The 18,360-nt window shown below is 65.1% G+C and carries 18 protein-coding genes; 11 read left to right on the top strand and 7 right to left on the bottom strand.

Annotated features, from left to right (window positions below):
• Positions 1-10 precede the first annotated feature (10 nt).
• A complete protein-coding gene (locus AC07O3_RS12395; protein WP_093048975.1) occupies positions 11-685 on the bottom strand; it encodes a Crp/Fnr family transcriptional regulator in 675 nt (224 codons plus the stop codon).
• Between the two features lie 180 nt (positions 686-865).
• Here AC07O3_RS12395 and trxB point away from each other — a divergent pair, with 180 nt between their 5' ends.
• The 3 genes from trxB to rpmG all read left to right on the top strand — a co-directional run bounded on the left by trxB (position 866) and on the right by rpmG (position 2,416).
• Positions 866-1,825 (top strand): thioredoxin-disulfide reductase, encoded by a 960-nt coding sequence (trxB, locus tag AC07O3_RS12400; RefSeq protein ID WP_093075748.1) that lies wholly within the window; start codon positions 866-868, stop codon positions 1,823-1,825.
• Between the two features lie 172 nt (positions 1,826-1,997).
• On the top strand, positions 1,998-2,231 hold the full coding sequence (gene rpmB, locus AC07O3_RS12405; RefSeq protein ID WP_007830293.1) for a 50S ribosomal protein L28: 234 nt from the start codon (positions 1,998-2,000) through the stop codon (positions 2,229-2,231).
• Positions 2,232-2,242: 11 nt separating this feature from the next.
• Complete coding sequence (gene rpmG / locus AC07O3_RS12410) at positions 2,243-2,416, top strand: 50S ribosomal protein L33 (RefSeq protein ID WP_007830291.1); 174 nt, start codon at positions 2,243-2,245, stop codon at positions 2,414-2,416.
• Positions 2,417-2,551: 135 nt separating this feature from the next.
• On the opposite strand, the gene AC07O3_RS12415 is transcribed toward rpmG, so the two are convergent.
• The 3 genes from AC07O3_RS12415 to AC07O3_RS12425 form a co-directional block, all read right to left on the bottom strand.
• Positions 2,552-3,766 (bottom strand): DesA family fatty acid desaturase, encoded by a 1,215-nt coding sequence (locus AC07O3_RS12415; RefSeq protein ID WP_093048969.1) that lies wholly within the window; start codon positions 3,764-3,766, stop codon positions 2,552-2,554.
• A gap of 132 nt (positions 3,767-3,898) precedes the next feature.
• Entirely contained in the window at positions 3,899-5,170 is a 1,272-nt protein-coding gene (locus AC07O3_RS12420; RefSeq protein ID WP_307613705.1) for an RsmB/NOP family class I SAM-dependent RNA methyltransferase, read from the bottom strand.
• 41 nt (positions 5,171-5,211) lie between these two features.
• Entirely contained in the window at positions 5,212-7,065 is a 1,854-nt protein-coding gene (locus AC07O3_RS12425) for a M48 family metallopeptidase (protein ID WP_495339442.1), read from the bottom strand.
• 50 nt (positions 7,066-7,115) lie between these two features.
• On the opposite strand from AC07O3_RS12425, the gene AC07O3_RS12430 reads away from it, so the two are divergent.
• Positions 7,116-7,349, top strand: a complete 234-nt coding sequence (locus tag AC07O3_RS12430) for a DUF1653 domain-containing protein (protein WP_093048960.1) — start codon at positions 7,116-7,118, stop codon at positions 7,347-7,349.
• 69 nt (positions 7,350-7,418) lie between these two features.
• Here AC07O3_RS12430 and AC07O3_RS12435 read toward each other — a convergent pair whose 3' ends face one another.
• Together AC07O3_RS12435 and purN are read right to left on the bottom strand one after the other, a co-directional pair.
• A complete protein-coding gene (locus tag AC07O3_RS12435) occupies positions 7,419-7,733 on the bottom strand; it encodes an I78 family peptidase inhibitor (RefSeq protein ID WP_093048957.1) in 315 nt (104 codons plus the stop codon).
• Between the two features lie 37 nt (positions 7,734-7,770).
• The gene (gene purN / locus AC07O3_RS12440) at positions 7,771-8,367 is read right to left on the bottom strand and encodes a phosphoribosylglycinamide formyltransferase (RefSeq protein ID WP_093048954.1); all 597 of its coding nucleotides are present in this window, start codon (positions 8,365-8,367) and stop codon (positions 7,771-7,773) included.
• 132 nt (positions 8,368-8,499) lie between these two features.
• On the opposite strand from purN, the gene AC07O3_RS12445 reads away from it, so the two are divergent.
• From AC07O3_RS12445 to AC07O3_RS12460, 4 genes are all read left to right on the top strand, one after another.
• Positions 8,500-9,681, top strand: a complete 1,182-nt coding sequence (locus AC07O3_RS12445; protein WP_495339443.1) for an acyl-CoA dehydrogenase family protein — start codon at positions 8,500-8,502, stop codon at positions 9,679-9,681.
• Between the two features lie 12 nt (positions 9,682-9,693).
• Positions 9,694-10,809, top strand: a complete 1,116-nt coding sequence (locus tag AC07O3_RS12450) for an acyl-CoA dehydrogenase family protein (RefSeq protein ID WP_093048948.1) — start codon at positions 9,694-9,696, stop codon at positions 10,807-10,809.
• Between the two features lie 95 nt (positions 10,810-10,904).
• Positions 10,905-12,269 (top strand): alpha/beta fold hydrolase, encoded by a 1,365-nt coding sequence (locus AC07O3_RS12455; protein ID WP_093075754.1) that lies wholly within the window; start codon positions 10,905-10,907, stop codon positions 12,267-12,269.
• 13 nt (positions 12,270-12,282) lie between these two features.
• Positions 12,283-13,071, top strand: coding sequence for an enoyl-CoA hydratase (locus AC07O3_RS12460; RefSeq protein ID WP_489014145.1), 789 nt, complete (start codon positions 12,283-12,285; stop codon positions 13,069-13,071).
• Positions 13,072-13,075: 4 nt separating this feature from the next.
• Here AC07O3_RS12460 and AC07O3_RS12465 read toward each other — a convergent pair whose 3' ends face one another.
• Positions 13,076-13,636, bottom strand: coding sequence for an HNH endonuclease (locus tag AC07O3_RS12465; RefSeq protein ID WP_093048940.1), 561 nt, complete (start codon positions 13,634-13,636; stop codon positions 13,076-13,078).
• Between the two features lie 166 nt (positions 13,637-13,802).
• On the opposite strand from AC07O3_RS12465, the gene AC07O3_RS12470 reads away from it, so the two are divergent.
• The 3 genes from AC07O3_RS12470 (at position 13,803) to lspA (ending at position 18,327) form a co-directional block, all read left to right on the top strand.
• Positions 13,803-14,840 carry a bifunctional riboflavin kinase/FAD synthetase gene (locus AC07O3_RS12470; protein ID WP_093048937.1) on the top strand — a complete coding sequence of 346 codons (1,038 nt, stop codon included), beginning with the start codon at positions 13,803-13,805 and terminating at the stop codon, positions 14,838-14,840.
• 122 nt (positions 14,841-14,962) lie between these two features.
• Complete coding sequence (ileS, locus tag AC07O3_RS12475) at positions 14,963-17,812, top strand: isoleucine--tRNA ligase (RefSeq protein ID WP_093076069.1); 2,850 nt, start codon at positions 14,963-14,965, stop codon at positions 17,810-17,812.
• Entirely contained in the window at positions 17,812-18,327 is a 516-nt protein-coding gene (gene lspA, locus AC07O3_RS12480) for a signal peptidase II (protein ID WP_093048934.1), read from the top strand. The genes ileS and lspA overlap by 1 nt, the downstream gene beginning before the upstream one ends.
• Positions 18,328-18,360: the final 33 nt, after the last annotated feature.

The raw sequence follows: 18,360 nt of genomic DNA on the forward strand, positions 1-18,360 counted from the left end.
CCCCGGAGGCTCAAGCCAGTGACAGGAGCCGTTCCTTGACGATCATCGATCCGTCATCCATGGTCTGCACGAAACCGCGCTCTTCGAGATCCTTCATCACGCGGCTCACCATTTCGCGTGAGGCACCGACCATCTTGGCCAAGTCCTGGCGGGAGATCTTGTCGCGCACCTTGAGATTGCCGGCACCGTCGTCGATTGCGAATTCGAGCAGCGAGCGGGCCACGCGTCCGTAGACATCCATCAACGCCAGCGACTCGATCTTGCGGTCGGCATGGCGCAGGCGCTGCACCAGGCCGCGCATGATGTTGTAGGCCATCGAGGAGTTCTCGGGCAGGCAACGCGCGAAGGCGTCGCGGCCCAGCATGAGCACATCGCACTGGATTTCGGTGCGCACGGTGGCCGAGTGCGGCTCGTCGTCGATCAGGCTCATTTCGCCCAGGTAGTCGCCGGGATGCAGCGTGGCAAGGATGACCTCGCGCCCACGGCTGTCGGCGCTGGTGACGCGTGCGCGCCCGGTCAGGATGATGTACAGCGCATCGGACTTCTTGCCCTGCTCCACGACGACTTCTGCGCGCTTGAAGCGCTTCTTGATGATCGCGTCCGCGATGCTGGCGGACTGCGTGGCCGTCAGCGACGCGAACAAAGGAACGCGCCGAAGCAATTCGAGGTTGGACAGCATCGACATTTATCAATCCCTGAGACAGCGCACGGAGCGACCCAGAGGGCAAGCCAATGGATTACTACAATCGCGCGCATTGAAAACACCGTTCACCCGGTGTTGAACCGGGCAGTGATACTCCATATATATCGCTACCACCCTGAAAATGTACACGCTGACGCAGCGCATATCCTAGGTTTTCTACCCATGTCCGCTTCCCAACACGCCAAGGTTTTGATTCTCGGCTCCGGTCCGGCCGGCTATACCGCCGCCGTCTACGCAGCCCGCGCAAACCTTCAGCCCCTGCTCATCACTGGCATCGCCCAGGGCGGGCAATTGATGACCACGACCGAGGTCGATAACTGGCCGGCCGACGTTCATGGCGTGCAGGGCCCTGACCTGATGCAGCGCTTCCTGGAGCACGCCGAACGCTTCAAGACGCAGATCGTGTTCGACCACATCAACAAGGTCGACCTGAGCAAGCGCCCCTTCACACTTACCGGCGACAGCGGCACCTACACCTGCGACTCGCTGATCATCGCCACGGGTGCTTCCGCGAAGTATCTGGGCCTCGATTCCGAACAGAAGTTCATGGGCCGCGGCGTCTCCGCATGCGCGACCTGCGACGGCTTCTTCTACCGCGAGCAGGAGGTCTGCGTGATCGGCGGCGGCAACACGGCCGTCGAAGAGGCACTCTATCTCGCCAACATCGCGAACAAGGTGACGCTGGTCCATCGCCGGGACAAGTTCCGCGCCGAACCCATCCTGATCGACAAGGTCAAGGAGAAAGTCGCCGAAGGCAAGATCGTGCTGAAGCTGCACAACGAACTCGACCAGGTGCTGGGCGACGACTCGGGCGTGACGGGCATCCGGATCAAGAACACGCAAACCGGCGCTACCGAGCAGATCGACCTCAAGGGCTGCTTCATCGCCATCGGGCACCACCCCAACACCGACATCTTCCAGGGCCAACTGGAGATGAAGGACAACTACATCCTGACCCGCTCGGGCCTGCAGGGTTTTGCCACGATGACCAGCATTCCGGGCGTCTTTGCCGCCGGCGACGTGCAGGACAACGTGTACCGCCAGGCCATCACGAGCGCTGGTACCGGCTGCATGGCGGCACTCGACGCCCAGCGCTTCCTGGAGCAGGACGGCACCCTGTAGCCAATGCGGCCCCCAAAAGGGCTATAATCCGAGGCTTTGCCGAAACAAGGCTCTCTCACGAGCCGCGGCAAAGTCGGGGTACCGCCACCCGTTTCTGGCGAGGTCAAGCTGCAAAACACCCTGCAATCGCCCTGATTGCGCCGGTGCCAGCTGTTCAAGAAAGAGTGTCCTCATGGCACGCGTATGCGACGTAACGGGCAAAGGCCCGATGGTCGGAAACAACGTTTCCCACGCCAACAACAAAACCAAGCGCCGGTTCCTGCCGAACCTGCAATACCGCCGTTTCTGGGTCGAGACTGAAAACCGCTGGGTTCGCCTGCGTGTTTCGAGCGCTGCACTGCGCCTGATCGACAAGAACGGCATCGACGCCGTGCTCGCAGACCTGCGCGCACGCGGCCAAGCTTAAGGAGCTGAAACATGGCAACGAGCAAAGGCGGACGCGAAAAGATCAAGCTGGAATCCACCGCGGGTACCGGCCACTTCTACACGACCAGCAAGAACAAGAAGACGATGCCTGAAAAGATGTCGATCATGAAGTTCGACCCGAAGGCGCGCAAGCACGTCGAATACAAGGAAATCAAGCTGAAGTAATTCGGCTCCGGTTTTCCCAATAAAAACCCGCTGCTAACCCAGCGGGTTTTTTGTTGCCCGTCGATTTGCAATGCAAGGACGGCGGACACAAAAAAGCCGACCCTGGGGTCGGCTTTTTCATTGAGCGCGGAACCGTCAGGCGCGGGCAGCGCGCAGGCGGGTCGAGAAGTCGCGCAGACCGGCAATGCCGCTGGCTTCCGCCCGATGGCACCAAGCCGCCAGATCGGCCGCCAGCTGCTCGCGCGATTGCGAGGTGTTCAGCCACAGCTGACGCAGCTCTTCACGCATCGTGACCATCTTGTCGAGCACCGGATGGGCAGCACGGGCCTGCACGACATGTGAGCGAGCCGAAGCAGGCACCTTGTCGTCGTCGCGGTGCAGCCAGCGCTTGGCGGCCTTGAGCACCGACAGGTCGGCACCCTTGGTCTTCAACGCATCCAGTTCCTGGCTGGTGGCGCGGCGCATTTCGCGCGCATAGCCGGCCATGACCTCATAGCGGTTGGCGATGACAGCCTCGAGCGTTTTCTCGTTGGCCACGGGCTGGATGTCGCCCATCAACATCTTCGGCGGCACCTTCTTGACCTTGGCCCAGCCGAGCTTCTGGAGCGCCTGGATGTAGATCCAGCCGATGTCGAACTCGTACTTCTTGACCGAGAACTTGGCCGAAGTCGGGTAGGTGTGGTGGTTGTTGTGCAGCTCTTCGCCGCCGATGATCAGGCCCCAGGGCATGATGTTGCGGCTGGCGTCGGGCGCCTCGAAGTTGCGATAGCCCCAGTAGTGACCAATGCCGTTGATAACGCCGGCAGCGGTGATGGGAATCCAGAGCATCTGCACAGCCCACACGGCCATGCCGAGCGTGCCGAACAGCGCCAGGTTGATCACCAGCATCAGGCCCACGCCTTGCCAGCTGTAGCGCGAATACAGGTTGCGCTCGATCCAGTCATCGGGCGTGCCGTGACCGTAGCGCTCCATCGTTTCCTTGTTCTTCGACTCGGCGCGATACAGCTCGGCGCCGCGCCAGAGCACTTCGTCGATGCCCTTGACCTGCGGGCTGTGCGGGTCGTCCTGGGTTTCGCACTTGGCGTGGTGCTTGCGGTGAATGGCGACCCATTCCTTCGTCACCATGCCGGTGCCAAGCCACAGCCAGAAGCGGAAGAAATGCGACGGGATCGGGCCCAGATCCATGGCCCGGTGCGTTTGCGTGCGGTGCAGGAAGATCGTGACCGCGGCAATCGTGATGTGCGTGGTGACGAGCGTGTACAGCACGACTTGCCACCATGCGATGTCCCACAGGCCGTGTCCGAGCCATTGGATGGCCGCGTTCAAAACGGCGGAGTCAGGAAGCAACATTGAGTCAGGTACTCCATGGCCACACGAAGGTGCAGCCTTCAGATAACCCGCGATTTTAAAGCGGCAGGCCTAAAACAAAGCCTTTAAACCTTCAAGAAAAGCGCAGATTAACCCTAGTTTGGAGTCCCGCCCCTATTTGCGGTTCCACACCGCGGCAAAGAAACCGTCGGTCGAATGGCGGTGCGGCCACAGGCGCAGGTAGCGCTTTGCGCCCTCCCCACCGGCGCAAAGCGCCTCGAAACCTTCGATTTTCAGGCCCTGCAGCAATTCCGCCACATCCACGGGCACGAAATCGGGATTGGCGGCGCTGAAAGCCTCCGCAATCGCCTCGTTTTCCTCCGGCAGCACGCTGCAAGTGGCGTAAACCAGACGACCACCCGATTTCACGAGCCGCGCCGCGCTTTGCAGGATGGCGGTCTGCTTGACCGTCAATTCCTCGACCGACTTGACCGATTGGCGCCATTTCAGGTCAGGATTGCGCCGCAGCGTGCCCAACCCCGAGCAGGGCGCATCGACCAGCACGCGGTCGATCTTGCCCGCCAGGCGCTTGATGCGGTCGTCGCGCTCATGGGCAATGGCGGCCGGATGAACGTTCGACAGCTTGCTGCGCGCCAGCCGCGGCTTGAGCGCGTCGAGCCGGTGCGCCGACGTGTCGAAGGCATACAGCCGGCCGGTATTGCGCATCGTCGCGCCAATGGCCAGCGTCTTGCCGCCCGCGCCAGCGCAAAAATCGACCACCATCTCGCCGCGCTTGGCATCCAGCAGCAGCGCCAGCAACTGCGAGCCCTCGTCCTGCACCTCGATGGCGCCACGGACAAAGGCATCCAGCTTGGTCAGCGCCGGCTTGCCGTCGATGCGCAAGCCCCAGGGCGAGAACGGTGTCGCTTCCGATTTGATAGCAGCTTTCGCAAGCTCAGCCTTCACATCCGCGCGCTTGTCGGTCAGCGCGTTGACGCGCAGATCGAGCGGCGCAGGCTGTTGCAGGGCTTCGACCAGCGGCCAGAAACCATCGCCCAATTGAGCCTTCAGCGGGGCCACCAGCCACTCGGGCAGGTTGTGGCGATGACGCTCCAGCAGATCGTCCGGCTTGACGGCGTCGCAGTTGTCGAGCCAGCGCTTTTCGGTGTCGTTGAGTGCGCTCTTCAAAAAGTCGCGCGGGCCGTGAAAGCCCAGGATCGCCATGCGGCGCTCCTTCGAGCCACTGCCCGAGGGCGAGAGGTGGTCGAACAGCAGCTTCTTGCGAAGCACGGTGTAGACGGTTTCGGCAAGCGTCGCGCGCTCGCGCGGACCGAACTCGCGGTGGTCGCGGAAGAACCGCGAAACGACCTGGTCGGCCGGGTGATCGAATTTCAGGACAAGGCCGACCAAATCGGCGGTGGCCTCCAACAGGGCTTTGGGGTGCATCCCCCGATTGTCTCAGCCGCCGCCCTGTCCGCCCCGAAGGGCTATGCGCCGCGCGTCCAGACCGCCCCGAAGGCTTCCCGTTCGATGTCTTCCAGCTTGGGCGAATGACCAGCCCACAGCACCAGCGCAGCGCCTGGCAGCGTGAGGGTCTGCTCCAGCTGACGGCACAGGTTCCAGCGGTCTTCGTCGTCGAGCCCCGGCAGTTCGACGAACACGATGTAGGCACGGCGCCACGGGAATTCGCGCAAGTTCTTGCGCACCAGCCAGGCCCGCGAGGCGGGCAGGCAACGCACGAGGTCAGCCCGCAGTTCGCCCAGTTCGTAGTCGTTGAGGTCGTGCCGCGAGATCTGGCTGAAAAACGGCGTGCCGGTGATCTCTTCCCAGGCGCGCTCCTCGGCCTCTTCTGCTTCCTTGAGGCGGCCGCGCCACAACTTCAGCGCCTCTTCATCGTGCGGGCCCGCGTCTGGATCTTCGAGCGAGGCCACGGCGCTCCTGGCCGCCCACCATCGGCTGGCCGCGCCGGAGCCATGCAAGCGCTCGAGCACGGCAAGGCGCGCCTCGCGATCGCTCGCGGGCAGCATCTGGGCCAGTCCCCGCAGCGCGCCGGGATGCTCCGGCGCGATCTGCAGGGCGCTCTCGTAGCGCAAGCGCACAGGAGCTGCCGGGTCAAGCCGCCGCTCGGAATCGGCCCATTCGACCATCTCGTCCGGCGTGTTGCGCTCGCCTCGCGCGGCCAGCACCGCGATGCGCTCGCGGATGCGCGCCCGGTGCGCGTGGTGCTGCTTCCAGTCGGCGGCATGGGCGCGGCGCCACTGGCTGTCGAAATACTCGATCCACTTCTTGCAGTCGGCCAGCAATTCGAGCGCCGGACGCATCGACCACTCGGGCATGGCCGCCTTCTGGCCGAGCGCCTCCAGACGGTCCCGCAAGACCGGGTGGGTGTCCTCCAGGTCGCTGACGCGGCGCATCGCCTCGCGCAATGCCTGGCGCGCGAAGTCGTCGCCGGGCGGCGTGCGCACGCGCTTGCGCAGGGCCGCGAACGGGCCCGGCGGCTGCGGCTCGTGCTCGGCGCGGGCCCAGTGCCACGGCCAGAATTCGTTGGCGTACCAATTGCCCTTGATCGCGATCTCGGTCAACGCGGCCGCCGCCACGGAACTGCCCAGCAGCCGGCCCGAGATGCGGTCGGCCTCGTACTCGTCCTGGCGGGCCAGCGCGAAAGTCTTGGCCGCGAAGCGCGGAAAGTACCAGCGGAAGAAGGCCTGCGAGAACAGCGCCATCACGCCTTCGTTGCGCTGCAGGTTGGCGTCGAGCTTGAGCCACGACAGCCGGGTGCGGTAGATCCAGGCACTCAGCTTGCCGTGATTGCCGCGGAGATGGCCGTACTCGTGCGCCAGCACCGACAGAAGCCGCCGCCGGTCGAGCATCATCAAGAGCGGCAGGCCGATGCTCAGCGAGTTGACCGCGCCGCCGAACAGCCCGAAGCGCGGCACCTGCCGGATGCTGGCGTTGAATTCGTCGTCGAGATAGACATGGTGGACCGGCGGCCCCTTGATCTTGCTGCGAATGCGGTCCAGCGCCTCGAAGAGTGCCGGCGCGTCTTCCCGATGGAGCTCGATGCCCTCAGGATCGTCGAAGCGCACCCAGAGCGCACGCAACGTGGCCCACAGCAGGCCCGCGGCGAACAGCAGCAGCCAGCCCCGTGTGAAGTTGAATCGCACCTCCCCGATCGAGGAGAGCACCCAGGCAATGAGGCCCACCGAGAGCCCGAGGCAGCCCAGCACCCACAGGTAGCCGAGCGCGGCAAAGGCCGCGACGCTGCGTCGATAGCGCGCACTGTCGTCCGCACTGGCATGCTCGCTCAGTCGAACCAGGTGAACAAAATCAGCGCGATCCATCCGACTCCCGTCAAATCAAGCCCCGACAGTTTTTGAAGAAAGAAGCCCCGTTGAACGACGAAGACCTCCCTCCCCTGATCGAAACGCCCCTCGGCCGCTACCGCCATTACAAGGGCGGCGAATACGAAGTGCTCGGCACCGTGCGCCACAGCGAGACGCTGGAGCCGATGACGCTGTACCGCGCCCTGTATGGCGCCCACGGCCTCTGGGTCCGGCCAGCCGCCATGTTCGGCGAAACCGTCGAGATTGACGGCGTGCCCCGGCGAAGATTTATTCCGATCTAGCCAGTCAAGCTGCGCACGCCCGCCCTGACTCAAAAGATTGCTACCTTTTCAGTAGCAATCCACATTCCTTCAACCGCAGCGGACGTCCGTTACGCGGCCGCGAGCGTCGACATCGAGATTGAGCCGTCCGCCATTGAGTTCCATCGTGGCCGCATCGCCAGGCTTCAGCACTCGCACGATTCCGGCGCCCGAGCGCACGCGGGCGGCGGCTTCAAGCTGGGGCGTCAGCGGCTGGCCTACGGCAAAGCGGGCGCCATCTGCGTTGCATTGGTAGACCGGTTCAGGCGGCGGCGCAGGTGCCGGGGCGGGCGCGGGCGCCGGAGCGGCGCAGCCCGCCATCAGGGCAGCGCCGGCAACGGCCAACAGCAACGATTTGGTTTTCACTTTCTGGACTCCCGAAAACCCGCGAATATAAACAACTTTAAGGTTTGTGACTCAATGTATCTGACAACCATCCGGCGATGGCACGCGGATACAACAGATGCTCCTGCGCCAGGACTCGCCCGGCCAGGGTGGCCGCGGTGTCATCGGGCAGCACCGGCACGACGGCCTGCGCCAGGATCGGCCCGTGGTCGAGTTCGGTGGTCACCTGGTGGACCGTCACGCCCGCCACCTTGCAGCCCGCCTCTATGGCGCGCTGGTGCGTGTGGAGCCCCGGGAACGCCGGCAGCAGCGAGGGATGGATGTTCACCAGCCGACCTGCATAGCGGCCGACGAAGCCCGGCGTCAGGATGCGCATGAAACCCGCCAGCACCACCAGCGCCGGTGCATAGCCGTCGATCACCTTCGCCAGCGCCTCGTCGAAGGCCTCGCGGGAGGCGAAATCCTTGTGCGGGACCACCGCGGTGTCGATGCCGTGGGCCTTGGCGATCGCCAGCCCGCCGGCCTCGGCCTTGTTGCTCACTACTGCGGCAATGCGAGCGCCGAACCGCTCGGCCCAGCGGTCGCGCTCGGCGGCGCGCACGATGGCCGCCATGTTGGAGCCGCCGCCGGAGATCAGGATCACGATGTTCTTCATGGGAGGCGGGATTATCCGTGGCGCGTGTCTTGTCGCCGCGCGGACACCGATTCACAGCACGACCGTGCTAAAACTCGCAGTTCCGGAGACACACCGCGTCTGCGGTGAACCGATCAACACAGCGAGGCACGCATGGATTTGAGCTTCACACCCGAAGAACAGAAGTTCCGCGAAGAGGTTCGCGCCTGGGTCAAAGAAAACCTCCCCAAGGAGATTTCGCACAAGGTGCACAACGCGCTCGAATTGACGCGCGACGATCTGCAAGGCTGGGCCAAGGTCCTCGGCAAGAAGGGCTGGCTGGGCTACGGCTGGCCCACCGAGTTCGGCGGCCCGGGCTGGACCGCCGTCCAGCGCCATCTGTTCGAGGAAGAAACCGCCCTCGCCGGCGCACCGCGCATCGTCCCGTTCGGCCCCGTGATGGTCGCACCGGTGATCATGGCCTTCGGCAATGCCGAGCAGCAGAAGCGCTTCCTCCCCGGCATCGCCAGCGGCGAAGTCTGGTGGAGCCAGGGCTACAGCGAACCCGGTTCGGGCTCCGACCTGGCGTCTGTCAAGACAAAGGCCGAGCGCAAAGGCGACAAATACATCGTCAACGGCCAGAAGACCTGGACCACGCTCGGGCAGTACGGCGACTGGATGTTCAACCTCGTGCGCACCAGCAACGAAGGCAAGCCCCAGACCGGCATCAGCTTCCTGCTGCTCGACATGAAGTCGCCCGGCGTCACCGTGCGCCCGATCAAGCTGCTCGACGGCGGCCATGAAGTGAACGAAGTGTTCTTCGACAACGTCGAAGTGCCCGCCGAGAACCTGATCGGCGAAGAGAACAAGGGCTGGACCTACGCCAAGCACCTGCTCTCGCACGAACGCACCAACATCGCCGACGTGAACCGCGCCAAGCGCGAGCTTGAGCGCTTGAAGCGCATCGCCAGGAGCGAAGGCGTCTACGAAGACCATCGCTTCCGCGACGAGATCGCCAAGCTAGAAGTCGACATCGTCGCACTCGAGATGATGGTGCTGCGCGTGCTCTCCGCCGCCACCTCGGGCAAGAACTCGCTCGACGTGGCTGGCCTGCTCAAGATCCGCGGCAGCGAGATCCAGCAGCGCTACAGCGAACTGATGATGCTGGCCGGCGGCCCCTATTCGCTGCCGCTGATCCGCGAAGCGATGGAAGCCGGCTGGCAAGGCAACTTCCCGGGCGGCAACCCGGCGCTCGCGCCGCTGACGTCGACCTTCTTCAACATGCGCAAGACCACCATCTACGGTGGCTCGAACGAAGTGCAACGCAACATCGTCGCGCAGACGGTTCTGGGCTGAGGAGACACGAACATGGATTTCAATTTTTCCGACGACCAGGAACAACTGCGCGACGCCGTTCGCAAGTGGGTCGACAAGGGCTATGACTTCGAGCGCCGCCGCGGCATCGAGGCCAAGGGCGGCTTCTCTCGCGAGGCCTGGGACGAACTGGCCGAGCTCGGCCTGGGCGGCCTCTACATCAGCGAGGACGACGGCGGCCTGGGCATGGGCCCGGTGGCCGGCATGGTCGTCATGGAAGAGCTGGGCCGCGGCATCGTGCTGGAGCCCTTCGCGCAGACGCTGATCGCCGGTGCCGTGCTCAGCGGCTATGCCGCTGCCGACACCAAGGACAGCTGGCTGCCGCGCATCGCGGGCGGCCAGGCCATCGTGGTGCTGGCGTACCAGGAACGCAAGGCACGCTACCGCCTCGACGTGTGCGACGCCCACGCAGCAAAGACCGGCACCGGCTGGTCGCTGAACGGCGCCAAGAGCGTGGTGCCCGTGGGCGACGAAGCCGACGCTTATCTCGTGCCCGCCAAGGTCGACGGCAAGATCGCCCTCTTCCTGGTCGAGCGCAGCGCCAGCGGTGTCGAAGCCCGCGGCTACGGCACGCAGGACGGCGCCCGTGCCGCCGAAGTGGTGTTCGACAAGGCCGACGCCACGCTGGTCACGCTCGACGGCCTGGCCGCGCTCGAGTACGCCGTGGACGTCGGCATTGCCGCCACCTGCGCCGAGGCGGTCGGCGTGATGGACAAGACCGTGGCCGTCACCATCGACTACATGAACCAGCGCAAGCAGTTCGGCGTGACCATCTCCACCTTCCAGGCGCTGCGCCACCGCGTCGCCGACATGAAGATGCAGCTCGAACTCGCGCGCTCGATGAGCTACTACGCGACGCTCAAGCTCAACGCCCCGGCCGACGAGCGCCGCCAGGCGCTGGCCCGCGCCAAGTACCAGCTCGGCGTGTCGATGCGCTATGTGGCCGCCAACTCGGTGCAGCTGCACGGCGGTATCGGTGTGACCGACGAATACATCGGCAGCCACTACTTCCGCAAGCTCACGCAGATGGAAATGACCTTCGGCGACACGCTGCACCATCTGGGTGAAGTGTCGGCCCGCATGCAGGACACGGCTGGCGTCTTCGCCTGACGGACTTTTTCCCCTAGCATCCAACGCCCGCCCGCCTTCGCGCCGGCGGGCGTTTTCACTTGGAACCCAGAACTCCAGGAACCCAGGAACGAAACATGCAATCCCGCCGCACCCTTCTTCTTGCCATGGCCGTCACAGGGACAGCCGCCACAGCCATGCTGACCGCCTGCGCCACCTCCCCTACGCCTTCGTACACCGAGCGCCCACCCATCGTGTTCATGCACGGCAACGGCGACTCGGCCGCGCTCTGGCAGACGACGATATGGCGCTTCGAGTCGAACGGCTGGCCGCGCGACCGGCTCTTCACGGTCGACCAACCCAATCCGGTCGCGCGCGACGACGACGCCGTGGCCCAGCCCGGGCGTAGTTCGACCGGCGAGTCGGCGGTGTTCCTCAAGGCTGAAGTCGACAAGGTGCTGAAGGTGACGGGCGCCAGCAAGGTCGTGCTGATCGGCAACTCGCGCGGCGGCAACACCATCCGGAACTACGTGCAGAACGGCGGCGGCGCGGCAGTCGTGAGCCACGTTGTGCTGGGCGGCAATCCGGCGCACGGCATCTGGGCGGTGAAGGGCTTCCGCGAGAACAACGAGTTCTCGGGGCTCTCAGGTTTCATGCAGCAGCTCAATGCGCCGAAAGGAGCGAACGGCGAAGAAGTCACGCCGGGCGTTAAATGGATGACCCTGCGTTCGGACAACAACGACAAATACGCGCAGCCCGACGGCGTGTGGATCGGCACGCCCGGCAAGCCGACGAACATCGGCTTCGACGGGCCGGCGCTCAAGGGTGCGACCAACATCGTGCTGCCGCGCGTCGACCACCGCGAGACTTCGTTCTCGCCCGCCGCATTCGCTGCGACGTGGCAATTCCTGACCGGGCAGGCGCCGCGCAGCACGGACGTCGCGGCGGAGACGGATGTGGTGCTCAACGGCCGTGCGATCGGCGCGGAAAACCTTTCGCTGAACGGCGCGAAGGTGACCGTCTATGCCGTCGACCCTGCCACCGGCGCGCGGCTCGGCGAAGCCGTCTTCACCAAGTCCGTCGGCGCCGACGGCCGCTGGGGGCCCTTCAAGGCGCGCGGCGACGCGGCCTACGAGTTCGTCCTGGCAACTCCCAGCTACGGCACCACGCATATCTACCGCAGCCCGTTCCCGCGCAGCAGCAGCGTCGTGAACCTGCGGCCGGAGCGCGTCATACCCGCCGACAACGGGGCCAGTGCCGTCGTCGTGTTCACGCGCCCACGCGGCTACTTCGACGCACAGCGCGACACCATGCGCTTCGATGGCAAGAGCCCGCCGGCCGGCGTGCCGCCGAAGGGGTCGGGCGTGTCGACATCGCGGCTGCGCATCGAGGGCGGCGGCGCCCCGCGCGCCGTGAGCGGCGAATTCAACGGCGAGCGCATCACGGGCCTCACCTGGCCGGCCGCGAGCGAACACACGACCGTGCTCGAGCTGACCTACTGAGGCACAGGCGGCCATGACCGACACGGACACCCCCTTCGTCCTGCAGGCGCGCGACGAGCGCGGCGTGGTCACACTGACGCTGAACCGGCCGGCCTCGTTCAACGCGCTCTCGGAAGGCATGCTGGGCGCGCTCGAACAGGCGCTCGGCGAGATCGCGGCCGACGAGACCGTGCGCGCCGTCGTCATCGCTGCGGCGGGCAAGGCTTTCTGCGCCGGCCATGACCTGAAGGAAATGCGCGCCGAGCCCTCGCTCGACTACTACCAGCAGCTGTTCGAACGCTGCGGCGCGATGATGCTGTCGATCCAGAAGCTGCCAGTGCCGGTGATCGCGCGCGTGCACGGCATCGCGACGGCGGCAGGCTGCCAGCTGGTCGCGGTCTGCGACCTGGCTGTGGCCTCGAGCGAGGCGCGCTTTGCGGTCAGCGGCGTGAACGTGGGGCTGTTCTGCGCCACGCCGAGCGTCACGCTCTCGCGCAATCTCGGCCGCAAGGAAGCCTTCGAGATGCTGGTGACGGGTGAATTCATCAGCGCACAGGAAGCGCGCGAGAAGGGGCTGGTCAACCGGGTGGCGCCGCCCGAAGAACTCGACGCGGCCGTCGAGACGCTGGTAGCCAGCATCGTTGCCAAGCCCCGCCAGGCGCTCGCTTTGGGCAAAGCCCTGTTCTACCGCCAACTGGAAACCGGCATCGAGGCCGCGCTGGCCGACGCCAGCCAGACCATGGCCTGCAACATGATGGACGAGAGCGCGCTGGAAGGCGTTCAGGCCTTCATCGAGAAGCGCCCGCCTGACTGGAGGCGCTGAGAAGCTAGGTGTCGTGCAGCCGCGAGCTTTGCGGCAGATGCGCCATCAGGAATTCCATCTGGTCGGCCAGGATGCGCCTGTTTCGCAGAATGAAATCTTCCCAGAGGCTGGGCACGTAGGGCGCGTACAGCAGCGGCATGTTCGCCTGTTCGGGCGTGCGGCTGCTCTTGCGGTGGTTGCACGGCTTGCAGGCCGTGACCACGTTCATCCAGGTGTCGATGCCCTTCTGGGCGAACGGAATGATGTGCTCGCGCGTGAGCTCGTCTTCGTGGAAATGCCCGCCGCAGTACGCGCAGATGTTGCGGTCGCGCGAAAACAACTTGCTGTTGGTGAGCCCGGGCCGCTGCGCGAAGGGGTTGATGCGTGGCACGCCCTTGGTGCCGATGATGCTGTTGATCGCAATCTGCGACTGCTCGCCCGTGATCGCGTTGTGGCCGCCACGGAACACCGCCACCTGCGCGCCCACTTCCCAGCGAACTTCGTCCGCCGCATAGTGGATCACCGCCTGTTCCAGCGAAATCCATGACTGGGGCAGCCCTTGGGCCGACAGCTTCAAGACCTTCACACACGCCTCCTCGAAAAGTGAGAGAACACGGAAAGACCAGGGACACGGAGCGCATTGAAGACCGACGCCAATCAACGCACTACGTCACAATATACCGGCTTTGTGACAAATCGGCCTGATTCGCCCATTTGACGGGCGAAAGGCGCTATCAAAAAGATACTCACCAATGCAGGTTTTTCGCGGCTTCCGGCACCCGGGCGTAGCTCCTGCCTGCGCCCTCACCATTGGCAATTTCGACGGCGTGCACCGTGGCCACCAGGCCATGCTCGCGCTCTTGCAGACCGAGGCCCGCCAGCGCGGGCTGCCGAGTTGCGTGCTCACCTTCGAGCCCCACCCGCGCGACTATTTCGCCGCCATCACCAAGAAACCCGACCTGGCGCCGGCGCGCATCGGCACGCTGCGAGACAAGCTCAGCGAACTGGCTGCCTGCGGCGTGGCGCAGACCATCGTGCTGCCGTTCGACGGCAGGCTGGCCTCCCGGTCGCCCGAGGAATTCATCCAGGAGGTGCTGATCGACGGCCTGGGCGCGCGCTACGTGCTGGTGGGCGACGACTTCCGCTTCGGCGCCAAGCGGGCCGGCGACTACGCCATGCTCGACGCAGCCGGCGATGCACGCGGCTTCGACGTGGCGCGCATGAACAGCTACGAAGTGCACGGCCTGCGGGTTTCGAGTTCCGCCGTGCGCGAAGCGCTGGCCGAAGGCCGCATGGCCGACGCCCAGACACTGCTCGGGCGGCCGTACACCATCTCCGGCCACGTGGTCCATGGCCGCAAGCTCGGCCGGGCGCTGGGCGCCTCGGCACCGGGCAAGGACGACGGTTTTCGCACCCTCAACCTGCGCTTCAAGCACTGGAAGCCGGCCGCCAGCGGCATCTTCGCGGTGCTGGTGCACGGCCTGGCTGACCAGCCGCTGCCGGGCGTAGCGAACCTCGGCGTGCGCCCCTCGCTGGACGCCAACGACGTCAACGCCGGGCGTGTTTTGCTGGAGACGCATTGCCTGGAGTGGCCCTCCCATCTGGGCGCCGAAGGGGCCTACGGTAAAATCGTCCGCGTGGAACTTCTGCACAAACTGCACGACGAATTGCGCTACACCAGCCTCGAGGCCCTCACTGCGGGCATCGCGAAGGATGGCCGCGACGCGCGCGCGTTCTTTGCATCGACCCACGCCGAAACCCACCGCCAGACCACGCGCGACCGAATTTAGCCCTGCACGCACCGTGCTGCCGCCCTTCGACAAGCTCAGGGCGAACGGCTTTACCTTCCGCACCGACACGCTTCATGCAGTTCGGGCTGAGCCTGTCGAAGCCCCCTGTTTCGCACCCCAACATGTCTGACGCTGCTTCCCCCAAAGATTACCGTTCCACGCTGAACCTGCCCGACACCCCCTTCCCGATGCGCGGCGACCTGCCCAAGCGCGAACCGGGCTGGGTGAAGGAATGGAACGACGAAGGCCGCTACCACCGCCTGCGCGACGCTCGCCACGGCGCGCCCAAGTTCATCCTGCACGACGGCCCGCCGTACGCCAACGGCCAGATCCACATGGGCCACGCGGTGAACAAGATCCTGAAGGACATGATCACCAAGGCGCGCCAGCTCGAAGGCTACGACGCGCTCTACGTGCCCGGCTGGGACTGCCATGGCCTGCCGATCGAGAACGCCATCGAAAAGCAGTACGGCCGCAACCTGAGCCGTGACGAGATGCAGGCCAAGAGCCGCGCCTTCGCCACCGAGCAGATCGCCCAGCAGATGGTCGACTTCCAGCGCCTGGGCGTGCTGGGCGAGTGGGACCATCCTTACAAGACGATGGACTTCGCCAATGAAGCCGGCGAGCTGCGCGCGTTCAAGCGCGTGATCGAGCGTGGTTTTGTCTACCGCGGCCTGAAGCCGGTGTACTGGTGCTTCGACTGCGGCTCCTCGCTGGCCGAGTTCGAAATCGAATACGCCGACAAGAAGAGCCAGACCGTCGACGTGGCCTTCAAGGCGCACGAGCGCGAGAAGGTGCTCAAGGCCTTCGGCACCGACCACACGATCCTCGGCGACGTCTTCGCCGTGATCTGGACCACCACCGCGTGGACCATCCCGGCCAACCAGGCGATCAACCTGAACCCCGACCTCGAGTACTCGCTGGTCGACACCGAGCGCGGCCTGCTGATCCTTGCCAACTCGCTGGTCGAGATGTGCATGACGCGCTATGCGCTCGACGGCAAGGTGCTGGCCACGGTCAAGGGCGAGAAGCTCGGCGGCCTCGAATTCGAGCACCCGCTGTACGACGTGGATGCCGGCTACAAGCGCCTGTCGCCCGTGTACCTGGCCGACTACGCCACCGCCACCGACGGCACGGGCCTGGTGCACTCCTCGCCCGCCTACGGCGTGGACGACTTCAACTCCTGCATCGCCCACGGAGTGGCGTACGACGACATCCTGAACCCGGTGCAAGGCAACGGCAGCTACGCGGCCGACTTCCCGCTGTTCGGCGGCCAGAACATCTGGAAGGCCGTGCCGGAAATCATCGCCGCGCTGCGCGACGCCAACCGTGTGCTGACAAGCGAGACCATCACCCACAGCTACCCGCACTGCTGGCGCCACAAGACGCCGGTGATCTACCGCGCCGCGGCGCAGTGGTTCATCCGCATGGACGAAGGCGAAGGCGTGTTCACCAAGGACAAGGCGCCCAAGACGCTGCGCCAGACCGCGCTCGACGCCATCGAGCAGACCAGCTTCTATCCGGAGAACGGCAAGGCGCGCCTGCACGACATGATCGCCGGGCGTCCCGACTGGTGCATCAGCCGCCAGCGCAGCTGGGGCGTGCCGATCCCGTTCTTCCTGCACAAGGATTCGGGCGAGCTGCATCCGCGCACGATGGAAATCATCGACCAGGCCGCCGACATCGTCGAAAAGGGCGGCATCGAGGCCTGGAGCCGCGCCACGGTCGAAGAGATCCTCGGCGCCGAAGACGCACCGCACTACACCAAGAGCACCGACATCCTCGAGGTGTGGTTCGACTCGGGCTCGACCTTCTCCCACGTGCTGCGCGGCACGCACCCCACCGTGCACCACGACACAGGGCCTGAAGCCGACCTGTACCTCGAAGGCCACGACCAGCATCGCGGGTGGTTCCACTCGTCGCTGCTGATCGCCTGCGCGCTGGAAGACCGCGCGCCGTACCGGGGCCTGCTGACGCACGGCTTCACGGTCGATGCCAAGGGCATCAAGATGAGCAAGTCGCTCAAGAACGGCATCGATCCGCAGGAAATCAGCAACAAGCTGGGTTCGGAAATCATCCGCCTGTGGGTGGCCGCGAGCGACTATTCGGGCGACATCGCTGGCGACGACAAGATCCTGGCGCGCGTGGTCGATGCGTACCGCCGCATCCGCAACACGCTGCGCTTCCTGCTCGCGAACACGAGCGACTTCGACGCCACCAAAGATGCGGTGCCGCTCGACCAGCTGTTCGAGATCGACCGCTATGCGCTATCGCGCGCGGCGCAGTTCCAGGCCGAGATCCTCGCGCACTACAAGGTGTACGAGTTCCACCCGGTGGTGGCCAAGCTGCAGATCTACTGCTCGGAAGACCTGGGCGGCTTCTACCTCGACATCCTGAAGGACCGGCTCTACACGACGGCCCCGGGCTCGCTGGCTCGCCGCAGCGCTCAAACGGCGCTGTGGCACATCTCGCAAGCCATGCTGCGCTGGATGGCGCCGTTCCTGAGCTTCACGGCCGAGGAAGCCTGGAAGTTCGTGAGCACCGGCAAGCCGGGCGAATCGATCTTCGCGCAAACCTACAGCCAGTTCGCCGCGCCCGACGAAGCCCTGCTCGCCAAGTGGAGCCGCATCCGCGAGATCCGCGATGCGGTGAACAAGGACATCGAAGCGGTGCGTGCCGAAGGCAAGGTCGGCTCGTCGCTGCAGGCCAATCTGCAGCTGACCGCGCCTGCCGACGACTTCGCGCTGCTGGGCTCGCTGGGCGACGACCTGAAGTTCGTCTTCATCACCTCGGCCATCGCGCTGGCCGCCGGTGAAACGCTGTCGACGGTGGTAACGCCAAGCGCCGCGCAGAAGTGCGAGCGCTGCTGGCACTACCGCGACGACGTGGGCCACGATGCGGCACACCCGACGATCTGCGGGCGCTGCACGAGCAACCTGTTCGGCGCCGGCGAATCGCGGAGCGTTGCCTGATGGCCGCCACCCGCTCCATGTCTTCTGCATCGCGTTCGCGCGGCGGCAGCATCTGGCCGTGGCTCGGGCTGGCGGTGATCATCGTGATCATCGACCAGTTCACCAAGACGCTGATCCTGGGCTACTACAAGCTCGGCGACGCGACCTATGTGACGAGCTTCTTCAACGTCGTGCGCGCGCACAACACAGGGGCCGCCTTTTCATTCCTCGCGGATCACTCGGGATGGCAGCGCTGGCTGTTCACGATCATCGGCGTGGCGGCTGCGGTGTTCATCGTGTGGATGCTGAAGTCGCACGCGGGGCAGAAGCTGTTTTCGTTCGCCATGGCCTGCATCCTGGGCGGGGCCATCGGGAACGTGGTCGACCGGATGATGCACGGCTATGTCGTCGACTTTCTGAGTTTCCACGCGGGGAACTGGTACTTCCCGGCCTTCAATGCTGCGGATAGTGCGATCACGCTTGGGGCGATCTGTCTGATCCTGGATGAGATCCGGCGGGTTCGTCGGGGCAAGTAAGTTTTCTCAGGGGCCCGATGGGCCCCTTCTTCT

The sequence above is a fragment of the Variovorax sp. GW821-FHT09D05 genome (genome assembly GCF_059416325.1).